16 protein-coding genes are annotated in these 17,727 nt (G+C 66.1%); 7 read left to right on the top strand and 9 right to left on the bottom strand.

Features of this window, described 5'->3' with window-relative positions; genetic code table 11:
• The first annotated feature begins 129 nt into the window (after positions 1 to 129).
• Both G474_RS21625 and G474_RS0118450 read left to right on the top strand, forming a co-directional pair.
• Positions 130 to 4,737, top strand: coding sequence for an EAL domain-containing protein (locus G474_RS21625; protein ID WP_051282432.1), 4,608 nt, complete (start codon positions 130 to 132; stop codon positions 4,735 to 4,737).
• Between the two features lie 246 nt (positions 4,738 to 4,983).
• Positions 4,984 to 5,574: an EF-hand domain-containing protein gene (locus tag G474_RS0118450; RefSeq protein ID WP_026688232.1), complete on the top strand. Its 591-nt coding sequence runs from the start codon at positions 4,984 to 4,986 to the stop codon at positions 5,572 to 5,574.
• A gap of 50 nt (positions 5,575 to 5,624) precedes the next feature.
• On the opposite strand, the gene G474_RS0118445 is transcribed toward G474_RS0118450, so the two are convergent.
• The 6 genes from G474_RS0118445 to G474_RS0118420 form a co-directional block, all read right to left on the bottom strand.
• A complete protein-coding gene (locus G474_RS0118445) occupies positions 5,625 to 6,551 on the bottom strand; it encodes an ATP-binding cassette domain-containing protein (RefSeq protein ID WP_026688231.1) in 927 nt (308 codons plus the stop codon).
• Entirely contained in the window at positions 6,551 to 7,189 is a 639-nt protein-coding gene (locus G474_RS0118440; RefSeq protein ID WP_026688230.1) for an alpha/beta hydrolase, read from the bottom strand. The genes G474_RS0118445 and G474_RS0118440 overlap by 1 nt, the downstream gene beginning before the upstream one ends.
• Positions 7,186 to 7,491, bottom strand: coding sequence for a (2Fe-2S) ferredoxin domain-containing protein (locus G474_RS0118435; protein WP_026688229.1), 306 nt, complete (start codon positions 7,489 to 7,491; stop codon positions 7,186 to 7,188). Before G474_RS0118435 ends, G474_RS0118440 begins: the two co-directional genes overlap by 4 nt.
• A gap of 100 nt (positions 7,492 to 7,591) precedes the next feature.
• Positions 7,592 to 8,521, bottom strand: a complete 930-nt coding sequence (locus tag G474_RS0118430; RefSeq protein WP_026688228.1) for an FHA domain-containing protein — start codon at positions 8,519 to 8,521, stop codon at positions 7,592 to 7,594.
• 91 nt (positions 8,522 to 8,612) lie between these two features.
• On the bottom strand, positions 8,613 to 9,482 hold the full coding sequence (ttcA, locus tag G474_RS0118425; RefSeq protein ID WP_026688227.1) for a tRNA 2-thiocytidine(32) synthetase TtcA: 870 nt from the start codon (positions 9,480 to 9,482) through the stop codon (positions 8,613 to 8,615).
• Between the two features lie 19 nt (positions 9,483 to 9,501).
• Positions 9,502 to 10,266: a pteridine reductase gene (locus G474_RS0118420; RefSeq protein WP_043465303.1), complete on the bottom strand. Its 765-nt coding sequence runs from the start codon at positions 10,264 to 10,266 to the stop codon at positions 9,502 to 9,504.
• Between the two features lie 73 nt (positions 10,267 to 10,339).
• On the opposite strand from G474_RS0118420, the gene G474_RS0118415 reads away from it, so the two are divergent.
• Complete coding sequence (locus G474_RS0118415; protein WP_026688225.1) at positions 10,340 to 11,497, top strand: class I SAM-dependent methyltransferase; 1,158 nt, start codon at positions 10,340 to 10,342, stop codon at positions 11,495 to 11,497.
• A 12-nt stretch (positions 11,498 to 11,509) separates the two neighbouring features.
• Here the strand turns inward: G474_RS0118415 and G474_RS0118410 are convergent, their stop codons facing one another.
• Positions 11,510 to 12,469 carry an AAA family ATPase gene (locus G474_RS0118410; RefSeq protein ID WP_043465301.1) on the bottom strand — a complete coding sequence of 320 codons (960 nt, stop codon included), beginning with the start codon at positions 12,467 to 12,469 and terminating at the stop codon, positions 11,510 to 11,512.
• A 118-nt stretch (positions 12,470 to 12,587) separates the two neighbouring features.
• Between G474_RS0118410 and G474_RS0118405 the strand changes: the two genes are divergently transcribed.
• The 3 genes from G474_RS0118405 to G474_RS0118395 are packed head-to-tail and all read left to right on the top strand — an operon-like array spanning position 12,588 to position 15,570.
• Positions 12,588 to 13,589 (top strand): efflux RND transporter periplasmic adaptor subunit, encoded by a 1,002-nt coding sequence (locus G474_RS0118405; protein ID WP_026688223.1) that lies wholly within the window; start codon positions 12,588 to 12,590, stop codon positions 13,587 to 13,589.
• A gap of 59 nt (positions 13,590 to 13,648) precedes the next feature.
• Positions 13,649 to 14,890 carry an ABC transporter permease gene (locus tag G474_RS0118400; RefSeq protein ID WP_026688222.1) on the top strand — a complete coding sequence of 414 codons (1,242 nt, stop codon included), beginning with the start codon at positions 13,649 to 13,651 and terminating at the stop codon, positions 14,888 to 14,890.
• Positions 14,890 to 15,570, top strand: coding sequence for an ABC transporter ATP-binding protein (locus tag G474_RS0118395; protein ID WP_026688221.1), 681 nt, complete (start codon positions 14,890 to 14,892; stop codon positions 15,568 to 15,570). Before G474_RS0118400 ends, G474_RS0118395 begins: the two co-directional genes overlap by 1 nt.
• Before the next feature lies 1 nt (position 15,571).
• Here the strand turns inward: G474_RS0118395 and G474_RS0118390 are convergent, their stop codons facing one another.
• Complete coding sequence (locus tag G474_RS0118390) at positions 15,572 to 16,546, bottom strand: hypothetical protein (protein ID WP_043465298.1); 975 nt, start codon at positions 16,544 to 16,546, stop codon at positions 15,572 to 15,574.
• Positions 16,547 to 16,647: 101 nt separating this feature from the next.
• On the opposite strand from G474_RS0118390, the gene G474_RS0118385 reads away from it, so the two are divergent.
• Positions 16,648 to 16,845, top strand: a complete 198-nt coding sequence (locus G474_RS0118385; protein ID WP_026688219.1) for a YjfB family protein — start codon at positions 16,648 to 16,650, stop codon at positions 16,843 to 16,845.
• Between the two features lie 5 nt (positions 16,846 to 16,850).
• Here the strand turns inward: G474_RS0118385 and G474_RS0118380 are convergent, their stop codons facing one another.
• Entirely contained in the window at positions 16,851 to 17,672 is an 822-nt protein-coding gene (locus G474_RS0118380; RefSeq protein ID WP_051282431.1) for an alpha/beta hydrolase, read from the bottom strand.
• Positions 17,673 to 17,727: the final 55 nt, after the last annotated feature.

Below are 17,727 nucleotides of genomic sequence, written 5' to 3'. Positions count from 1 at the left end.
CGCCCTGCCAAGCAGGAGGACCAGCAAACCCCATCGAATGTCTGATACACCGCTATCACTTTCGCCAACTATTGTGTCAGCATGGCTGCTTTCAGGAACTATGCCTCACGGCAGAACCAGGCTTCGAACATGACGACCGGCAAGCCCAGAAAGACCCCCGCCCCCAGGAAAGCGGATGTTTCCCTCGCAGCCAAAACGCCGGTCAGCCGACGAAGAAAAGCCCCGGCGGCAGAAGCCGGCAGCGTCGCCCACCCCATCTATCTGGTCGGCATCGGCGCCTCGGCTGGCGGCCTGGAGGCCTTGTCCAACCTGATCGCCGCCCTGCCGACCAATCTCGGTCTGGCTTACGCGGTGATCCAGCATCTGTCGCCGACCCATCGCAGCATGATGGCCCAGTTGCTGGGGCGCGAGACGGCGATGGCGGTGAAGGAAATCACCGATGGCATGGTGCCGGAACGCGACACCATCTACGTGACGCCGCCGAGCAGCAACATGGTCCTGCGCGACGGCCGCTTCGTCCTGCAGGAGGAGCCCAAGAACGCCAGCCCGCGCCCCTCGGTCAATGCCTTCTTCTCGTCGCTGGCGGCGGAGAAGGGCGAGGATGCGATCGGCGTCGTGCTCTCCGGCACCGGCAGCGACGGCGCGGTCGGCCTGCGCGAGATCAAGGCGGTCGGCGGCTTCACCTTCGCCCAGGAACCGCAGAGCGCCAAATACAACGGCATGCCCCAGGCGGCCATCGACACCGGCTGCGTCGACTGGGTGCTGCCGGCGGAAGGCATCGCCCGCGAAATCGCCCAGATTGCCCGCTCCAAGGGCTCGGTCGCCGTCAGCCCGCCGGCCGCGACGACCTCCTTGAAGAAGCTGCTGATCCGGGTCAAGCAACAGACCCGCATCGACTTCGGTAACTACAAGGAAGGCACCATCTGGCGCCGCATCGAACGGCGCCTGGCGGCCCGCCATGTATCGAGCCTGGACGACTATCTGGCGCTGGTCGAGGCCGACCCGGGCGAACTCGATCACCTGTGCAAGGACATCCTGATCTCGGTGACCGCCTTCTTCCGCGACCCCGAGGCCTTCGAGGCCCTGCGCGCGACCTTGCAGGCATTGCTGGCAACCAAGCATTTCGGCGATGAAATCCGCATCTGGGTGCCCGGTTGCGCCACCGGCGAGGAGGCGTACAGCATCGCCATCCTGGTCGCCGAACTGCTCGGCCCGAACCTGAGCCAGTTCCGCATCCAGATTTTTGCCACGGATCTCGATCTCAGCGCCCTGGCCGTCGCCCGCCGCGGCGGCTACCCGGAAACCGCGCTGTCCGGCATGGACCCGGCGCTGGTGGCCCGCCACTTCACCAACACCGGCAACCGCTACGAAGTTTCGCGCACGCTGCGCGACATGGTCGTCATCGCCCGCCAGGACCTGGTACAGGACCCGCCCTTCCTGCGCCTGGACCTGGTCAGTTGCCGCAATGTCCTGATCTACTTCCAGAACGAGTTGCAGATCAAGGTGCTGGCGACCTTCCATTACGGCCTGCGGCCGGGCGGCTATCTCTTCCTCGGCAAGTCCGAGGGCGTCTTCCAGCAGGAAGGCCTGTTCGACCCGAGCGACAAGACCGCCCGCATCTACCGTCGCCGCGCCGGCGAATCGCGCCTGATGCCGATGCCCACCTTCCGCCTGCCGGACAACCGCGAGCGGCCGACCGTGCAGCAACCCAATGCCCAGCAACGCCTGCTGGAGGCCTCGATCAGCCTGTTCGTTCCGCCGACCATCCTGATCAACGCGGCGTTCGAAATCCTGCACATCCAGGGCGATGTCGCGCATTTCCTGACGATTAGCGCCGGCAAGCCGACCACCAATCTGCAGCAGCTGATCCGCCGGGAATTTCGCGCCGATCTCAACCTGATGGTGCATCAGGTGGAGCGCACCTCCGAATCGGCAAGGGGTCGCCCCCACGTCATCAAGACCCTGGAGGGCAAACGACGCATCCTGCTCTCGATCCACCCCCTGGAAAAGGGCGTCACCAGTTCCTTCTTCCTGGTGGCCTTCGAAACGGCGGAGGTCGAAAAGGACGCCAACGGCGAGGCCCGCAGCGACCTGCTGCAGGACTTGGTGGACGTCAAGGCCCTCGAAGAGGAGCTCATCTCGACCCGCGAACGTTTGCAGACGGTGATCGAGGAACTGGAAACCTCCAACGAGGAGATGCAGGCGCTCAACGAGGAGGTGCAAGCCGCCAACGAAGAGCTGCAATCCACCAACGAGGAACTTGAATCCGCCAACGAGGAACTGCAATCCACCAACGAGGAACTGACGACGGTCAACGAGGAACTGCAGGTCCGTACCGGCGAACTTGCCGAAGCGCTCAACGATCTCGAGAAAATCCAGAACAGCGTCGGTTTCCCCATCCTGGTGTGCAACGACAAACTCGAGTTGTCGCGTTTCAACAGCCCGGCCGTGATGATCTTCCTCCTCACCGAGAAATCCCTGGGCCAGCCGCTGCCTTCCCTGCGCCTGCCGTTCGGCATGAAGGACTTCTCGCCCCAGGTCAGGCGCGCCATCGACAGCAATCTGGCGGTCGAGGAGGCCGTGTTTTCCAACGAGCGGCATTACCTGCTGCACATCGCCCCCTATGAAACCACCCGACCGGGGGCGCGCGGCGCGGTCATCAGCCTGATGGATCACACCGAGCGCCTGGCGGCAGAGCGGGCAATCCGCGAAAGCCAGGAGCGCCTGCTGGCGATCATGGACAACTCGACCTCGATGATCTCGCTGAAGGACCTGGCGGGACGCTACGAGTTCATCAACCGGCAGTTCGAGAAAACCTTCGCGCTCAAGTCGGCCGAGGTGATCGGCAAGACCGATGCGCAGATTTTCAGCGGCCGCAATGCCGACCAGTTCCGCAGCAAGGAGCTCGAGGTGGTCCGGCGCCAGGAGGCCATCGAATCGGAGGAGGTGCTGCAGCGCGCCGATGGCAACCGCTACCTGCTCTCGATACGTTTCCCCCTGTTCAGCGCCGACAACGTCATTCAGGGGGTGTGCACCCAGTCCTCCGACATGACCGACCGCCGCCACGCCGAAGAACAGTTGCGCCTGGCCGCGCGCGTCTTCGATCGGGCCGGCGAAGGCATCGTCGTCACCGATCCGCAGCAAAAGATCGTCACCGTCAACGAAGCCTTCACCCAGGTCACCGGCTATACGGCGGAAGAAGTGGTCGGCAAGACACCGGCCGTCCTCGCTTCCGGTCGCCACGACGAGAAGTTCTATCAGGAAATGTGGGAAGTCCTCGCGGCAAAAGGCTGGTGGCAGGGCGAAATCTGGAATCGCCGCAAATCCGGGGACATCTTTCCCGAATGGCTCACCATCAACACGGTGCACGATTCCGAGGGCGAACTGACCAACTATGTCGGGATCTTCAGCGACATCACCCTGGTCAAGGATTCCCAGCGGCGTGTCGAATTCCTTGCCACCCACGATGAGCTGACCAGACTTCCCAACCGTACCCTGTTTGTGGATCGCGTTCGCCAGGCCATAGAGCGGACCAAGCGACATGCGGATCAATTTGCCATCCTGTTCGTCGACCTCGACAACTTCAAGATCGTCAACGACTCCCTCGGACATGCGGCGGGTGACGAGCTGCTCAAGGAAGTTGCCACCATCCTGCGCGACTGTCTGCGGGCGGCCGATACCGTGGCCCGCTTTGGTGGTGACGAGTTTGCGCTGCTGATCGAGGAAACCACGCCAGGAGAGGTGGATATGACTTCACGTCGTATTGCCGATGCACTGGCCAATCCCATGACGATCAGTGGTCACTCCCTGTTCGTCAGCGCCAGCATCGGCATCAGCCTCTACCCGAGCGATGGCACCGACTCCGAGACCCTGCTCAAGAATGCCGACAGCGCGATGTACCAAGCCAAGGAGGCCGGCAAGCGTACCCATCAGTTCTTCACCAGCAAACTCAAGGAAGAAGCAGATGAGCGCTTGCTATTGGGCAACGGTTTGCGGCGTGCCATCGATAACCACGAACTGTTTCTGCTTTATCAGCCCCAGGTCGACATGGCCACAGGCCAGCTGATCGGCATGGAAGCCCTGATCCGGTGGCAGGAGCCCGACAAGGGCTTGATCATGCCGAAGAAATTCATTCCTCTCGCCGAGAAATCCGGGCTCATCCACCATGTCGGAGACTGGGTCGCGGACGCCGCATGCCGTCAGGCAGCCACCTGGATCGCCCAGGGTTACGACGTCCCCAAGATGTCGATCAATGTTTCGGCCGAACAGTTCCGGCGCTCCCACCTCCCCTCTTCAATCAAAAGACTGCTGGGGCACTACGGGCTCGAAGCCAGCCAGCTGACCATCGAACTCACTGAATCGGCATTGATGCTTGACCCCGACCACTGCCGCCGCCTCCTGCGGGATCTGAAGGTACTAGGCGTAGGCCTGAGCATCGACGATTTCGGCACCGGCTTCTCATCCCTGTCATCGCTACGCCAGTATCCCATCGATGAACTGAAGATAGACCGCTCCTTCATCGACGAGGTCGGCTCAAATCCCGATGACAGAGCCATCACTCAGACGATTCTGGCCATGGCCAGCACCCTGGGGCTCTCGGTGGTGGCGGAGGGCGTCGAGACGGAACAGCAGGCAACGATACTACGCGAAATGGCCTGCCCGGCCGGCCAGGGCTATCTGTTTGCCAAGCCCCTGAGCGCCGATGAGATGGTCGGACGCTTGCGCCAGCGGGTTTGAATGGCCAAGGAAGGCTGGAGATCACGGCTTCCTGCGCCCCATTAACCCGCATGCCCTGCCAGCCGGGGCCTGGGGTGGAAGCTGATTTTTGCTGCGCCAGGCCATCGACATGACCCCGGGCTGGGCATAAGCTCTCTGCCTGGGGAAGCATCTCTGCCCTCCTTCGGCGGCATCCGGCTCCCCTCCGGTATAGCCTTCCGCCCCGGCGCCAGGCTTCCTTTTCCTGCAACGATAGGAGCCCAGATCATGAACAACCCTGGAACCAAGCGTCATTTCATTGTCGCGGCCGCCCTGGCCGGCATGATCCTCTCAGTGCAAGCCCAGGCCCAGAGCGGCCCGGCCCGGGGCCCCCTGCCCTTTTCCGCTTACGACCAGAACGGCGATGGCTCGGTCAGCGCCGAGGAGTTCGCTGCAGCTCGCGCCCAGGGCAAGTCCGAGGGACGGCCCATGCGCAATGCCCCGAGCTTTGCCGAGCTGGACAAGAACCAGGACGGCAAGCTGAGCGCCGATGAATTTGCCGCCCGGCAGCCTGGCCCCGGAGGCCGCGGGCCAGGAGCCGGAACCGGCAAAGGGCCAGGCGCAGGCAAGGGAGCCGGCCCGGGCGCCATGCCCAGCTTCGCCGACTTCGATCTGGACAAGGACGGCAAGATCACCGAAGCGGAATTCACCGAAGCCCGCACGGCCAGGATCAGCCAACGGGCGACGGAGGGTTACCCGATGCGCGGCCTGGCCGACGCCCCCGCCTTCGCCGACCTGGATACCAACCATGACGGAGCCCTGGAGCCCGGCGAGTTTGCCGCTGCCCAGGCCCAGCACCGGCAGCAGAGGCGCCAGTAAGCCCTACCTCGTCCCGGGCTACCGGGGCCCCGGCCCGGAGCCATCCTGGCTCAGTCCCGCAGTTCCCGCCCGGTGAGCTTGATGAACACATCCTCCAGGTTGGAGGCCCGGTGCACGTAGCGCAGGCCGCTGGCATCGGCCAGGGCCGCCAGCAGGGGCTGGGGATCGCGGCAGTAGAAGAAGGCGGTTTCGCCGCTCACCTCCACCCGGGCGCTGCTGTCCCGCCGGGCCGCCACGAAGGCTTCCAGGGCACCGGCCGCTTCGTCATAGACTTCCACCACCTGGGGCTCAATGTGGGTGGCGATCAGCTCCCGGGGGCTGCCCTCGGCAATCTTCTTGCCGTGGTCAATGACGATCAGCCGGTCGCAGAGACGCTCGGCCTCGTCCATGAAGTGGGTGGTGAGGAGCAGGGTCTTGCCGGCCACCTTGAGCTGCTTCAGGCGTTCCCAGATCAGGTGCCGGGCCTGGGGATCGAGGCCGGTGGTGGGCTCGTCGAGAAAGACGATGTCCGGGTCGTTCACCAAGGCCCGGGCCAGGGTCAGGCGCCGCTTCATGCCGCCGGAGAGGGTGGCGATGCGGGCATCGGCCTTGTTCTCCAGACCGGAAAACTGCAGCAGCCAGGGAATGCGGGCGGTGATTTCGGCCTTGGCCATGCCGAAATAGCGGCCGAACACCACCAGGTTTTCGGTGACCGTGAAATCCGGGTCCAGGTTGTCGAACTGGGGCACCACGCCGGTACGGGCCCGGGCCACCTGGGCCTGGGCCGGAATCGGCTGGCCGGCCAGGGTGATGCGGCCGGAATCGGGGGCAGTGAGCCCCAGGCAGAGCTTCAGGGTGGTGGTCTTGCCGGCCCCGTTGGGGCCCAGGAGGCCGAAGCAGCTGCCCGGCTCCAGGGCGAAGGAAAGGCCGTCCACCACCGGAGTCCCGGCATAGGCCTTCTTCAGTTCCTCCACCCGCAGGGGTACCTGGGCCGTCATCAGTGCCGCCAGGCCCGGGTGACGATGTCGCGGATGTTGTGCAGGCGCCGGTGGAAGAAATGGTCGGCGCCGGGCACCACCACCACGGGCAGGTCCTGGGGCTGGGCCCAGGCGAACACGTTGGCGAGCGGCACGGTCTCGTCGGCGGAACCGTGGATGAGGATGGTGTCGGCCGGTACGGATTCGGTGTCGTAGTTGCGGGTGCCTTCCACGAAGCCGGCGGCGGTGCCCACCAGTACCAGGCGCTGGGCCGGGTGGCCGGACTCGGCCAGGCGCTTCGCCACCCGGGTCTGGCAGTAGGCGCCGAAGGAAAAGCCGGCCAGGGCCACGGGCAGGTCGCCGCAGCGGCACTTGGCGTCGTGCAGCACGGCGAGCAGGTCCTCGGTCTCGCCTACACCTTCATCGTGCTCTCCCTCGGTAGCGCCGACGCCCCGGAAGTTGGGGCGGAAGGCGGCGTAACCCAGATGCACGAAGGTCTTGGCCAGGGTATAGGCCACCTTGTTGGTGTTGGCGCCGCCGCCGATGGGATGGGGATGGGCGATCAGGGCGATGCCCTTGGGCGCCCCGGGGTTCTCCATGATCACTTCGATCCGGCCCACGGGGCCGTCCACGAAGATCTTTTCCTCCACGACCCTCATACCTGCAGACGCTCCACGATCTTGTCCTGGACCAGGTGGGTCTGGATGATCTCCTCCACGTCCTCCTGATCGATGAAGGTGTACCAGGTACCTTCGGGATACACCACCAGCACCGGCCCCTGGTCGCAACGGCCCAGGCAGCCGGCCTTGTTGACCCGCACCCCGGCGGCATCGAGGCCCAGCTCCCGGGCCCGGTTCTTGGCGTACTGGAACATTTCCGTGGCGCCCTGGTTATTGCAGCAGGACTCCCCTTCGGGACGCTGGTTACAGCAGATGAAGACGTGTTTCTTGAAGTGGCTCATGGTCGCGGGACTGGGGCAAAAGCTGCATTATGCCGCCACCAGCCCGGTTTTGCCGCTCCCGGCAGCAGCCCGGCGCTGGCCGGCTGCCACCGGAAGGGAATCAGAGATGCTCGAACTCGGCCTTTTCGGCTTCGGGGTCCCGGGCCGAAGCGCCGAAACACAGGCTCCCCACGCCCCGGAGCGGCATGCTCTCCCGGCGCAGGAACACTTCCGGTTCGCCGGCCAGGGTGACGAAGGTGCCATTGGTGCTCAGGTCCACCAGGTAGTAGCGGCCGTCCTTGCGCTCGATGCGGGCATGCTGACGGGAGGCCTTGCTGTCGTCGATGACCAGATCGTTGTGATGTTCCCGACCCAGGGTGATGAAGGGGGTCTTTTCGTCCAGCAGGAAGGCCTTGCCCCGGTAGCGCACGCAAAGCTTGGGCTGGCCGCTGCCTGCCCCGGCATCGTAGCCGCCCGGGGGCGCGCCCCGGCTCATGGCGTCCGCGCCCCGCTCCAGGTCCTCCAGGGCCAGGAGGGAGGTGGAGGTGAGGGTGGCGGGCATGTCGTCCTCGCCCACGTCGTGCCAGATCAGCTCCATGACCTGGAAGGCCTCGCCGCCGCTCAGTTCCACCTGGTGCAGGTCGCGTACCCGGACGCCGATGCTGTGGGCCACGGCCAGCAGGATTTCGCGGCTGCAGAGGATCTGGTCCGGCAGGGCCAGTTCCAGGAGCTGGGAAGCGATCAGGCCGGCCTGTTCCTCGCTGTCGGCCTCATGGACGCCCAGACGGATGTTGAGCTTGACCCCCGAGGCCGGCGGCAGGTCTGCCACCCGGCGCTGCATTTCGATGGCGGCCAGACAGGCTTCCTCAGGAGTGGGAAAGGCCGTGCTGATCTGGCCATCCCCGGAACGCAGCAAACGCCCCCGAAACCCGTCCACCACCCGCTCGACACGCTTCAGACAGCGTTCGACTGCGTGAGCGGCCTCCCTTTCACCCAGCCGGCTGGCCAGGCGCACTCCACCGATGATTTCGCCGCGAACTATGGTGATCACTGTGATTCCCTCCGGATTAACCGGCCTCTTCCCCATAAAGTTCCCGAATCATAACAAAAACCTATACCGTCCAATATATTGGACTAAAGTCTTAGCTCTCTGTCAGAACCGTGAGCGGGAACCCCCCGACGGGCGGCAGTTCCGGGGCATCGAAGACGATATCGCCCTCATCAACCCGGGTCTCCAGGGTCAGGCCCTTGAAATCGAACAGGCCATTGTCCGCCAGGTGCGACGGCACCACGTTCTGCAGGGCGGTAAACACCGCCTCGGTCCGGCCGGGAAAACGCCGGTCCCAGTCCTGCATCATTTCACGAATTTTCTGGCGCTGCAGGTTTTCCTGGGAACCACACAGGTTGCAGGGAATGATGGGGAATTCCATGCCCCGGGAATAGCGGGCGATCTGGGCCTCGGCACAGTAGGCCAGGGGCCTGATGACGATGTGGGCGCCATCGTCGGTAACCAGCTTGGGCGGCATGGACTTGAGCTTGCCCCCGAACAGCAGGTTCAGGAACAGGGTATGCACCATGTCGTCCCGGTGGTGGCCCAGGGCGATCTTGTTGGCCCCCAGTTCCTTGGCGGTGCGGTAGATGATGCCGCGGCGCAGGCGGGAGCAGAGAGAGCAGGTGGTCTTGCCCTCGGGAATCTTCTCCTTCACCACGGAATAGGTGTCGGCCTCGATGATCCGGTAATCGACGCCGATCTTCTCGAAGTGGGCCGGCAGCACGTCGGCGGGAAAACCGGGCTGCTTCTGGTCCAGGTTCATGGCGATCAGGCGGAACTCGATGGGCGCCTTGGCCTGGAGGATGCGCAGCAGGTGCAGCAGGGTATGGGAATCCTTGCCGCCGGAAACGCACACCAGCACGGTGTCGCCGGCTTCGATCATGTTGTAGTCGGCAATGGCCTTGCCGGTCTCACGCAGCAGCCACTTTTCCAGGCGCTGCAGGGTCTGGGAACGTTCCACGGAAATCCTTGCTAGTCAGTTACAGGTGGGCCGTACGGCCCCCATCCACGTTGATGACCTGGCCGGTCACATAGGGGGCCTCGGCGAGCAGGAAGCGCACGGCCCGGGCGATGTCCTCGGGGCTGCCTTCCCGCTTCAGCAGGCTGTGATCGACGATGGCCTGGCGCTCCGGGCCGGCCAACTGCCCGTCTTCCGGCCACAGGATGGCTCCCGGGGCCACGGCATTGACCCGCACCTCCGGCCCCAGCTCCTGGGCCAGGGCCCGGGTCAGGGTCAGCAGGGCCCCCTTGGCAGCCGAATACAGGGCATAACCGGCCAGGGGGCGCTCCGCATGGACGTCGGTGATGTTCACGATCACCCCCTGCCGCTGGCGCAGGTGGGGGGCCACCGCCTGGGAGAGGAACAGGGGCGCCTTGAAGTTGCTGCCCACCAGATCGTCCCAGGCCGCCTCGTCGATACTGCCCAGGGGGGTGGGAAAGAAGCTGGAGGCGTTATTCACCAGGGCATCCAGGCCGCCGAAATCGGCCACCACCGCCGCCACCATGGCCTCCAGGGCCGCCACCTCGCGCAGGTCGGCCCCATAGCAGCGCACGCTGCCGGGGCCCTCGCGCTCCAGTTCCGCGGCCAGGGCCTGGGCCCCTTCCTGGTCCTTGCGGTAGTGCAGGGCCAGGTGGGCGCCGGCCCCGTGCAGGAAGCGGGCCGTGCAGGCGCCGATGCGCCGGGACGCACCGGTGATGAGCACGGTTTTGCCCTTCAGGGGCAGGGGATTGACCAGGATCGCCATGGGCCCGCATTTTACGCCATCCCCCGGAACACAAAGGCTAAAATCCCGGCCTTCGCACCCGCTCCCGCCGCCCATGTCCCTGCCCGCCCCCAGCCCCGAAGCCCTGCAACACAGCCAGCAACTGACCGCCACCCTGCAGGCCAGGATTGCCGCTGCCGGCGGCTGGATTCCCTTCGCCGAGTTCATGGCCGAGGCCCTCTACGCCCCGGGCCTGGGCTACTACACGGCCGGAGCGCGCAAGTTCGGCGCCGCCGGGGACTTCGTCACGGCGCCGGAGCTCACCCCCCTGTTCGCCCGGGCCCTGGCCCAGCAGGCGGCCCAGGTGATGGCCCTGAGCCGCCCCCACATCATCGAGGCCGGGGCCGGTTCGGGACGCCTGGCCGCCGATCTGCTGCTGGCCCTGGAGGCCCTGGGCCAGCTGCCGGACAGCTACGGCATCCTGGATGTTTCCGCCGACCTCCGCCAGCGCCAGCACCAGACCCTGACGCAACGGGCCCCGCATCTGCTCGAACGGGTGTACTGGCTGGACGAACTGCCCGCCGCCTGCAGCGGCCTGGTGCTCGGCAACGAGGTGCTGGATGCCATGCCCGTGCATTGCGTCACCTGGCAGGACGGAACCATCCTGGAAAAGGGGGTGAGCCTGGACGGGGCCGGCCAGTTCGTCTGGCAGGAGCGTCCGGCCACAGGCCGGGTGCTGGAGGAGGCCGTGGCGGTGGCCGGGGAGTGCCTGCTGCCGCCCGGTTTTTCCAGCGAGCTGCTGCTGGCCGGTCCGGCCTGGGCCGCCACCTGGGGGGAACGGCTGCAGCAGGGGGCCCTGCTGCTGATCGACTACGGCTTTCCCCGGCGGGAGTTCTACCACCCCCAGCGGCATGGGGGCACCCTGATGTGCCATTACCGTCACCAGGCCCACCCGGACCCCTTCTACCTGCCGGGCCTGCAGGACATCACCGCCCACGTGGATTTCACCGGCATCATCGCCGCCGCCTTCCCGGCCGGGCTGGAGCTGCTGGGCTACACCAGCCAGGCCCAGTTCCTCTTCAACTGCGGCCTGCTCCAGGCCCTGGAAGCCCTGGAACCTGGCAGCCTGCCCTATCTCAAGGCCGCCGCCGCGGTGCAGAAACTGGTGCAGCCCCAGGAGATGGGGGAGCTGTTCAAGGTGATCGCCATGGGCAAGGGCCTGGCCCAGCCCCTGCTGGGCTTTGCCCGGGGCGACCGGAGCCACGCCCTGTAGCGTGGCCCCGCTTCAGAAACCCATGCGCCGGCTGCGGCCGGGCCGGGTGCTTTCCAGGTCTCCGGGCTGCAACGTGTCCCGGCCTGCCAGCTTGGCATTGCCGAAGGCGGCCAGCAGGGCCTTGCGCATGTCCCGGGGCGGCAGGGCGGCCATGCAGTCGAGCACGTCGTCCCCGGGCTCCGGGGCAAAGCCCCAGTCGTGGGCGCCCACCAGATCCCGGTAGAGCTGGGCGGCAATGGCCCGTGCCGCATCCTGGTCGGGACGGGGGATTTCATACACCAGCATGCGGGACAGGATGGGTTCGGGCAGATGCCGGGCCTCGTTGGCGGTGGATACCCAGAGGATGTGGCTGGCGTCCATGTCCACTTCCACGAATTCATCCTTGAAGTGGCTGGCGGTCTCCTGCTCCAGGAGGCCGTAGAGGGCCCCCAGGGGATCGTAGCGGTGGTCGCCCCCGGCCTTGTCCACCTCGTCCAGCACCACTACCGGGTTGGCGTACTCCCCTTCGATCAGGGCCTGGGCCACCTTGCCCGGCTTGGCGTTGTTCCACTGGGAGGAGGCGCCGGAAAGAATCCAGCCCGCCGTCAGGGAACTCATGGAGACGAATTCATAGCCGGTGGACAGCTGCCGGGCCAGGGCCTTGGCGAAGTGGGTCTTGCCCACCCCCGGCTCGCCCAGCAGCAGGATCGGCGTGAAGTGCATGGGCTCGTTGCCGGACACGGCCAGGGCCAGGTACTTCTTCAGGTCGTCCACCACCTCGGAAAAGTTGGGGCACTGCTCGTAGAGGGGGTCCAGGCTGTCGGTGGCCGAGGGCTTGATGACGTAACGCACGCCGCCCAGTTTCTTCATCCGGTCGTAGAGGGCATTGAGGGATTCGTTGCGCTGGGCGCCCGTCTCTTCCATGGCTTTTTCAACGGCTTCGACGGCATAGATGGTACGGTAGTCGGCCAGGGGAATATGCATGCTTGCCATGATGCGCTCCTTTGTAGGAAAGACTGCGAAGCGGGGGTTTTCCAGGCCCCTTGGCGGCTTCCAAGCATCAGCCGTGCCTGATGTGATTAAAATGGCGCCAAATTAGAAAACCCTGATCATGAAAAAATTCCCCAAAACCCTGCGCTGGCTCCTGCCCCTGCTGCTCCTGGCCGGAATCGGCGCTTATCTGGCCCTGGGCCGGGGTCCCCGGGTGGACACCGCCCGTCCGACCCGGGGACCGGCAGTGGAGGCCGTCTATGCCACCGGTACCGTGGAACCGGTGCTGATGGCCCGGGTCGGGCCCCTGGCCGCCGCCCGGCTGCAGGCCATCCTGAAGCGGGACGGAGACCCGGTGCAGGCGGGCGAGGCCCTGGCCCAGCTCGACGACCGGGAAGCTCGGGGCAACCTGGAGCAGCTCGCCACCCGGCGGGACTACCTGCGCCAGGATCTGCGCCGCCAGGAAGCCCTGGTGGCCCGGGGTTTCATCAGTGCCGCCACCCTGGACCGGCTCCGGGCCGACCTGCGCCAGGCCGAGGCGGCAGTGGACGGGGCCCGGAAGCCTCTGGCCGAAACGGTGCTGCGCGCACCAATGGAGGGCGTGGTGCTGCGCCAGGACGGGGAAATCGGCGAGATGGTGAGTGCCGGACAGGTGCTGTTCTGGGTGGGCGCTCCCCGCCCCCTGCGCATCACGGCCGACGTGGATGAGGAAGACATCCTGCGCGTGCGCCCCGGCCAGAAGGCCCTGATCAAGGCGGACGGGCTGCCGGGCCAGGTCATCGAAGGACAGGTGGGCGAAATCACCGAGAAGGGGGACCCGATCAACAAGAACTACCGGGTGCGCATCGCCCTGCCCGATCAGACCCCCCTGAAAACCGGCATGACCGTGGAAGTGAATGTGATCATCCGGGAAGCCGCCGATGCCCTGCTGGTCCCCCTGGGCAGCCTCAAGGGCAGGGAAGTCTTGACCCTGGAGGCGGGCCGGGTGCACCCGGTGCCCGTGGAAGTGGGGGTGCGCGGCCGGGAACAGGTGGAAATTCTTGCCGGCCTGGCCCCCGACGCCGAGCTCATCGTCGCCCCCCCGGCCGGCCTCAAGGCCGGTGACCGGGTCCGGCCCCGCTGAGATGAGGCCCGGCAACCGCCCCCCGCTCCGGGCCTCGCCGCCCGCCGGAGGCAACTGAGATGGGCCTGGTGCTCGAACTGGCCCTGGGCCACCTGGGACAGCGCAAGCGGCAGACCCTGGTCTCCGTGGCCGGGGTGGCCCTGGGGGTGGGTTTCTTCATCGCCATGATGGCCCTGATGGGCGGCTTCCAGAAATACTTCGTCACCCAGGTGATCGACAGCTGGCCCCACATCATCATCAAGGACGAGTTCCGGGACCCGGAGCGCCAGCCGGTGGACCTGCGTTACCCCCGGGGCGCGGTGCGCCTGGAGGGGCTCAAGCCCCGGGACGAGCTGAAGGGCATCCGCAACTCCCGGGAAATCCTCGCCGCCCTGGAGGATGGCCCCTATGCCAGCGCCCCCACCCTGCGCACCCAGGTGTTCTTCCGCTACGGTTCCCGGGACATTGCCGCCACCCTGGTGGGCATAGACCCCAAAAAGGAAGTGCGCGTCACCCAGCTCGCTCAGGACATGGTGGAGGGCAGCCTGGACGCCCTCTACAGCAATGCCAACGGGGTCATCATCGGCGCCGGCCTGGCCAAGAAGCTGGGTATAGGCCTGGGCGAGATGCTCTCGGTCACTTCCCCGGTGGGGGCCGTGCTGAAGATGAAGGTGGTGGGCATCTTCAATACCGGGGTCACGGCCCTGGACAATTTCGAGTCCTACAGCCTGATCAAGAAGGCCCAGGTGCTGGCCAACCGGGCCAATGTGATCAACCAGGTGCGCATCCGCATCCCCGACGTCACCCTGGCCCGCCAGGTGGCCCAGGAGCTGGAAGGCCGCTTCGGCTACAAGGCGGAATCCTGGGAGGAGAGCTACTCCAACGTGCTGGGCCTGTTCAAGGTCCAGAACGGGGTGATGTATTCAGCGGTGGGGGCCATCCTGGTGGTGGCCGCCTTCGGCATCTTCAACATCATCTCCACGGTGATCAACGAGAAGCGCCGGGATATCGCCATCCTCAAGTCCATCGGCCTGTCGGAGGCCGACATCCGCGCCGTGTTCATGATCCAGGGCCTGATCCTGGGCCTGATCGGCACCGTGGCAGGCTGGCTCCTGGGCTACGGACTGACGGAAATGCTTGCCGGCATCCGCTTCAACATGGAGGGATTCGTGCGCACCAACGGCTTCATCCTCGACCGGGGCCTGCAACCCTACGGGGTGGCAGCGGCCTTCGCCCTGCTTTCGGCCATCTTCGCCGCCTGGCTGCCGGCCCGGAAGGCCGCCCGCCTGAACCCGGTGGACATCATCCGGGGGGCCGCCTGATGCAGCCCCGGCCCCTGGTGGAAACCCGCAAGCTGAGCCGCATCCTGAACGACGGCCCGCAACCCGTGCCCCTGGTGCAGGACATCGACCTGCGCATCGAGGCAGGCGAGTTCGTGGCCATCACCGGCCCCTCGGGCTCGGGCAAGTCCTCCCTGCTCTACCTGCTCGGCCTCCTGGACACGCCCACGGCCGGGGAGCTGTGGATAGACGGCCAGGACACGGCGCGGCTGGAGCGCGCGGCCCTGGCCCGGCTGCGCCTGGGCAAGCTGGGCTTCGTGTTCCAGTTCCATTTCCTGCTGCCGGAATTCACCCTGCTGCAGAACGTGATGATCCCCATGCAGAAGCTGGGCCGCCTGGAAGAAGACGCCATGCGCGCCCGGGCCGGGCAGCTACTCACGGAACTGGGCCTGGAAAGCGGCCACGACAAGCGCCCGGACCAGCTTTCCGGCGGTCAGCGGCAGCGAGTGGCGATTGCCCGGGCCCTGGCCAATGATCCCCTGATCCTGCTGGCCGACGAGCCCACGGGCAATCTGGATTCCCGCAATGGGCAGATCGTGTTCGACATCTTCTCCAGCCTGGCAGCCCGGGGTCAGACAGTGATCACCGTGACCCACGACGCCGGTCTGGCGGCCCGCACCGGGCGCCAGATCCACCTGGTGGACGGGCGCCTGGAGGGCTGAATCAGCGGGGGAAGTGGTGCGGGTGGCCCAACACCAGGCGGCCGAACTCGTCCAGCAGGGCCTGGTTCAGGGCGTCGGGATCAAAGCTGTAGCGGGTGGTGCCCAGGCGTTCCAGGTTGCGCGCCTGCACGACCAGCTTGCCCTTTTCATAATCCGCCTCCCAGCGCACGTTCACCTTCACCTCCGGGGCGACGATGAAACGGGCCCTTTCCAGGTAACGGCGCTCGTTGCGGAACTCCTCCACCTTGAAGGCCAGGTTCAGGTCGAACAGCTGCTGCCGGAAGCCATCGGCCACCGTGCCGTCCCGCTCCATCACCAGGGGCTGCTTGCCTGCAAGCTTGTAGGTGAAACTCACCGACTCCATGCTCGCCCCGGCGCTCTGGGGCCGGGTGCGGTAGTCGCTGAAACCCTGTTCCCAGCTCAGGCCCTTGAGCTCCTGGCTGCCGGCCACCAGATAGGCGCGCGGCACCGGGGGCTTGATCACGTTGAGCTGCTGCACCAGTTCGTGGAGGTAGGCGAATACCTGGTGCAGGGCCCGGTCCAGCTGGGCTTCCACCAGGGAAAGCTGACGCTGCTCCGCGTCCTGGAGATTCTGGCGCCGCTCGGCCTCGCTGCGCAGCTGCTCCAGGAGTCCGCCGGCCCCCAGCGGCAGGCCGGCAGGGGCCGCACTTTCTGCCTTGGGTTTGGCCTTGGCTTCCGCCACCACCCGGGGCGAAGCGCCCTCGGCCACGATGTCGGGGAAGGCCAGGGCCCCGGCATCCGCTGCCAGCCCCGGGCCCTTGACCTTCTGTTCCTGGGCCTGGACCTGCTTGGCGGCAGCATCCAGGTCGAAGGCGTCGATATCCGCCAGGAGGGCGGCCTCCATGGCATCCAGCTCCTCGCGGATGCTGAGGCCGGCACGGCGTTCCCGCTTGGCGCGGATCGCCTCGGCGATCTGCACCTGGGTGGGCTTGGGCGTTGAATCCTGTTCTGACATGATGTTCTGGGGCTCTGGCGATGAGGGTCGGCGACTTGGGAATTCCCGTCACTCTGATAAGTCTATACTCTACCTATCCCCTAAGCCTTAAGGAAGAGCTCATGGAAGTCAGCAACGTCAATAGCCTTGCAATGGCCACCAGCCAGGGCCAGACCGGGGACGCGGTGAACATCCTGGTGCTCAAGAAGGCCATGGAACTGCAGGCCCAGTCCGCCGCCCAGCTGCTGGAAGCCCTGCCGCCGATGCCGGCCCCCAGCAATCCGCCCAACCTGGGCCAGAACATCGACCTGATGGCCTGAGCCCTTCAGCACCCCAGCCCGTCCAGCCAGCGCCCCAGGGTCTGGGCCACCTGGGGCCAGTCCTGTTCATGGCTCAGGGCGTGGCCCATCCCCTTGAAGATGTGGGCCTGCTGACCGTAGGTGTGGGCCGTGGCCTGGACCAGGAAGGCCGGCACCAGCTGGTCCAGTTCGGCCCCGGCAATGAACATGGGGGGCCGCTCCCGGAACGGCAGCACGGGCAGGTTGAACATGGTCATGTCCCAGATAGCCCGGTGCGACTCCAGCTGCATGTGGTGGCGGAATTCCTCCAGCACCGCGTCACTGACCGGCTGGGCGAACAGGGCCTCCCGGATGATCTCCAGCCCCGGTTCACCACCATCGAGAATCCGGTTCAGTTCCAGAAGCAGACCGGGCTTCTGCAGCAGCAGGTGGAACTGGGACGCGGCCAGCCCCTGGGGCGGCACGGCACAGAGCAGCACGGCGGCCGGGGCCGGGTGGGTTTCCAGGTACTTCTGCACCACGAAGCCCCCCATGGAATGCCCCAGCAGTACCGGCGGCTGGCCCAGCCAGTCGGCCACCACCGCCACATCCTCCACGTAGTCGGCAATGCTCAGCCAGTCGATGCTGTCCCGCTCGACGCTGTTGCCATGCCCCCGCAGGGACAGGGCGTAGCAGGGGTAACCCGCCTGGGCAAACCAGGGCAGGAAGGTCCCGGCCCACATCCAGGCACCGGCGAAAGCCCCGTGCACGAACAGCAGGGGCGGCTTCTGGCTGGCCTGCTCGGGCAGGCAGGCCAGGACTTCACGACCGGCGACAAGGTGTTGCTGGAGGGGGGGGGAACTAGGCATGGGTCTCTGTCGGATGTGGAAGGAAGCGTGATTAAATGCGACTTTGGTTACAGGA

Source organism: Azovibrio restrictus DSM 23866 (assembly GCF_000429665.1).
GTDB lineage: Bacteria > Pseudomonadota > Gammaproteobacteria > Burkholderiales > Rhodocyclaceae > Azovibrio > Azovibrio restrictus.
Note: the sequence above shows the minus strand (reverse complement) of the source record. Positions and strands in the feature narration are given on the sequence as shown.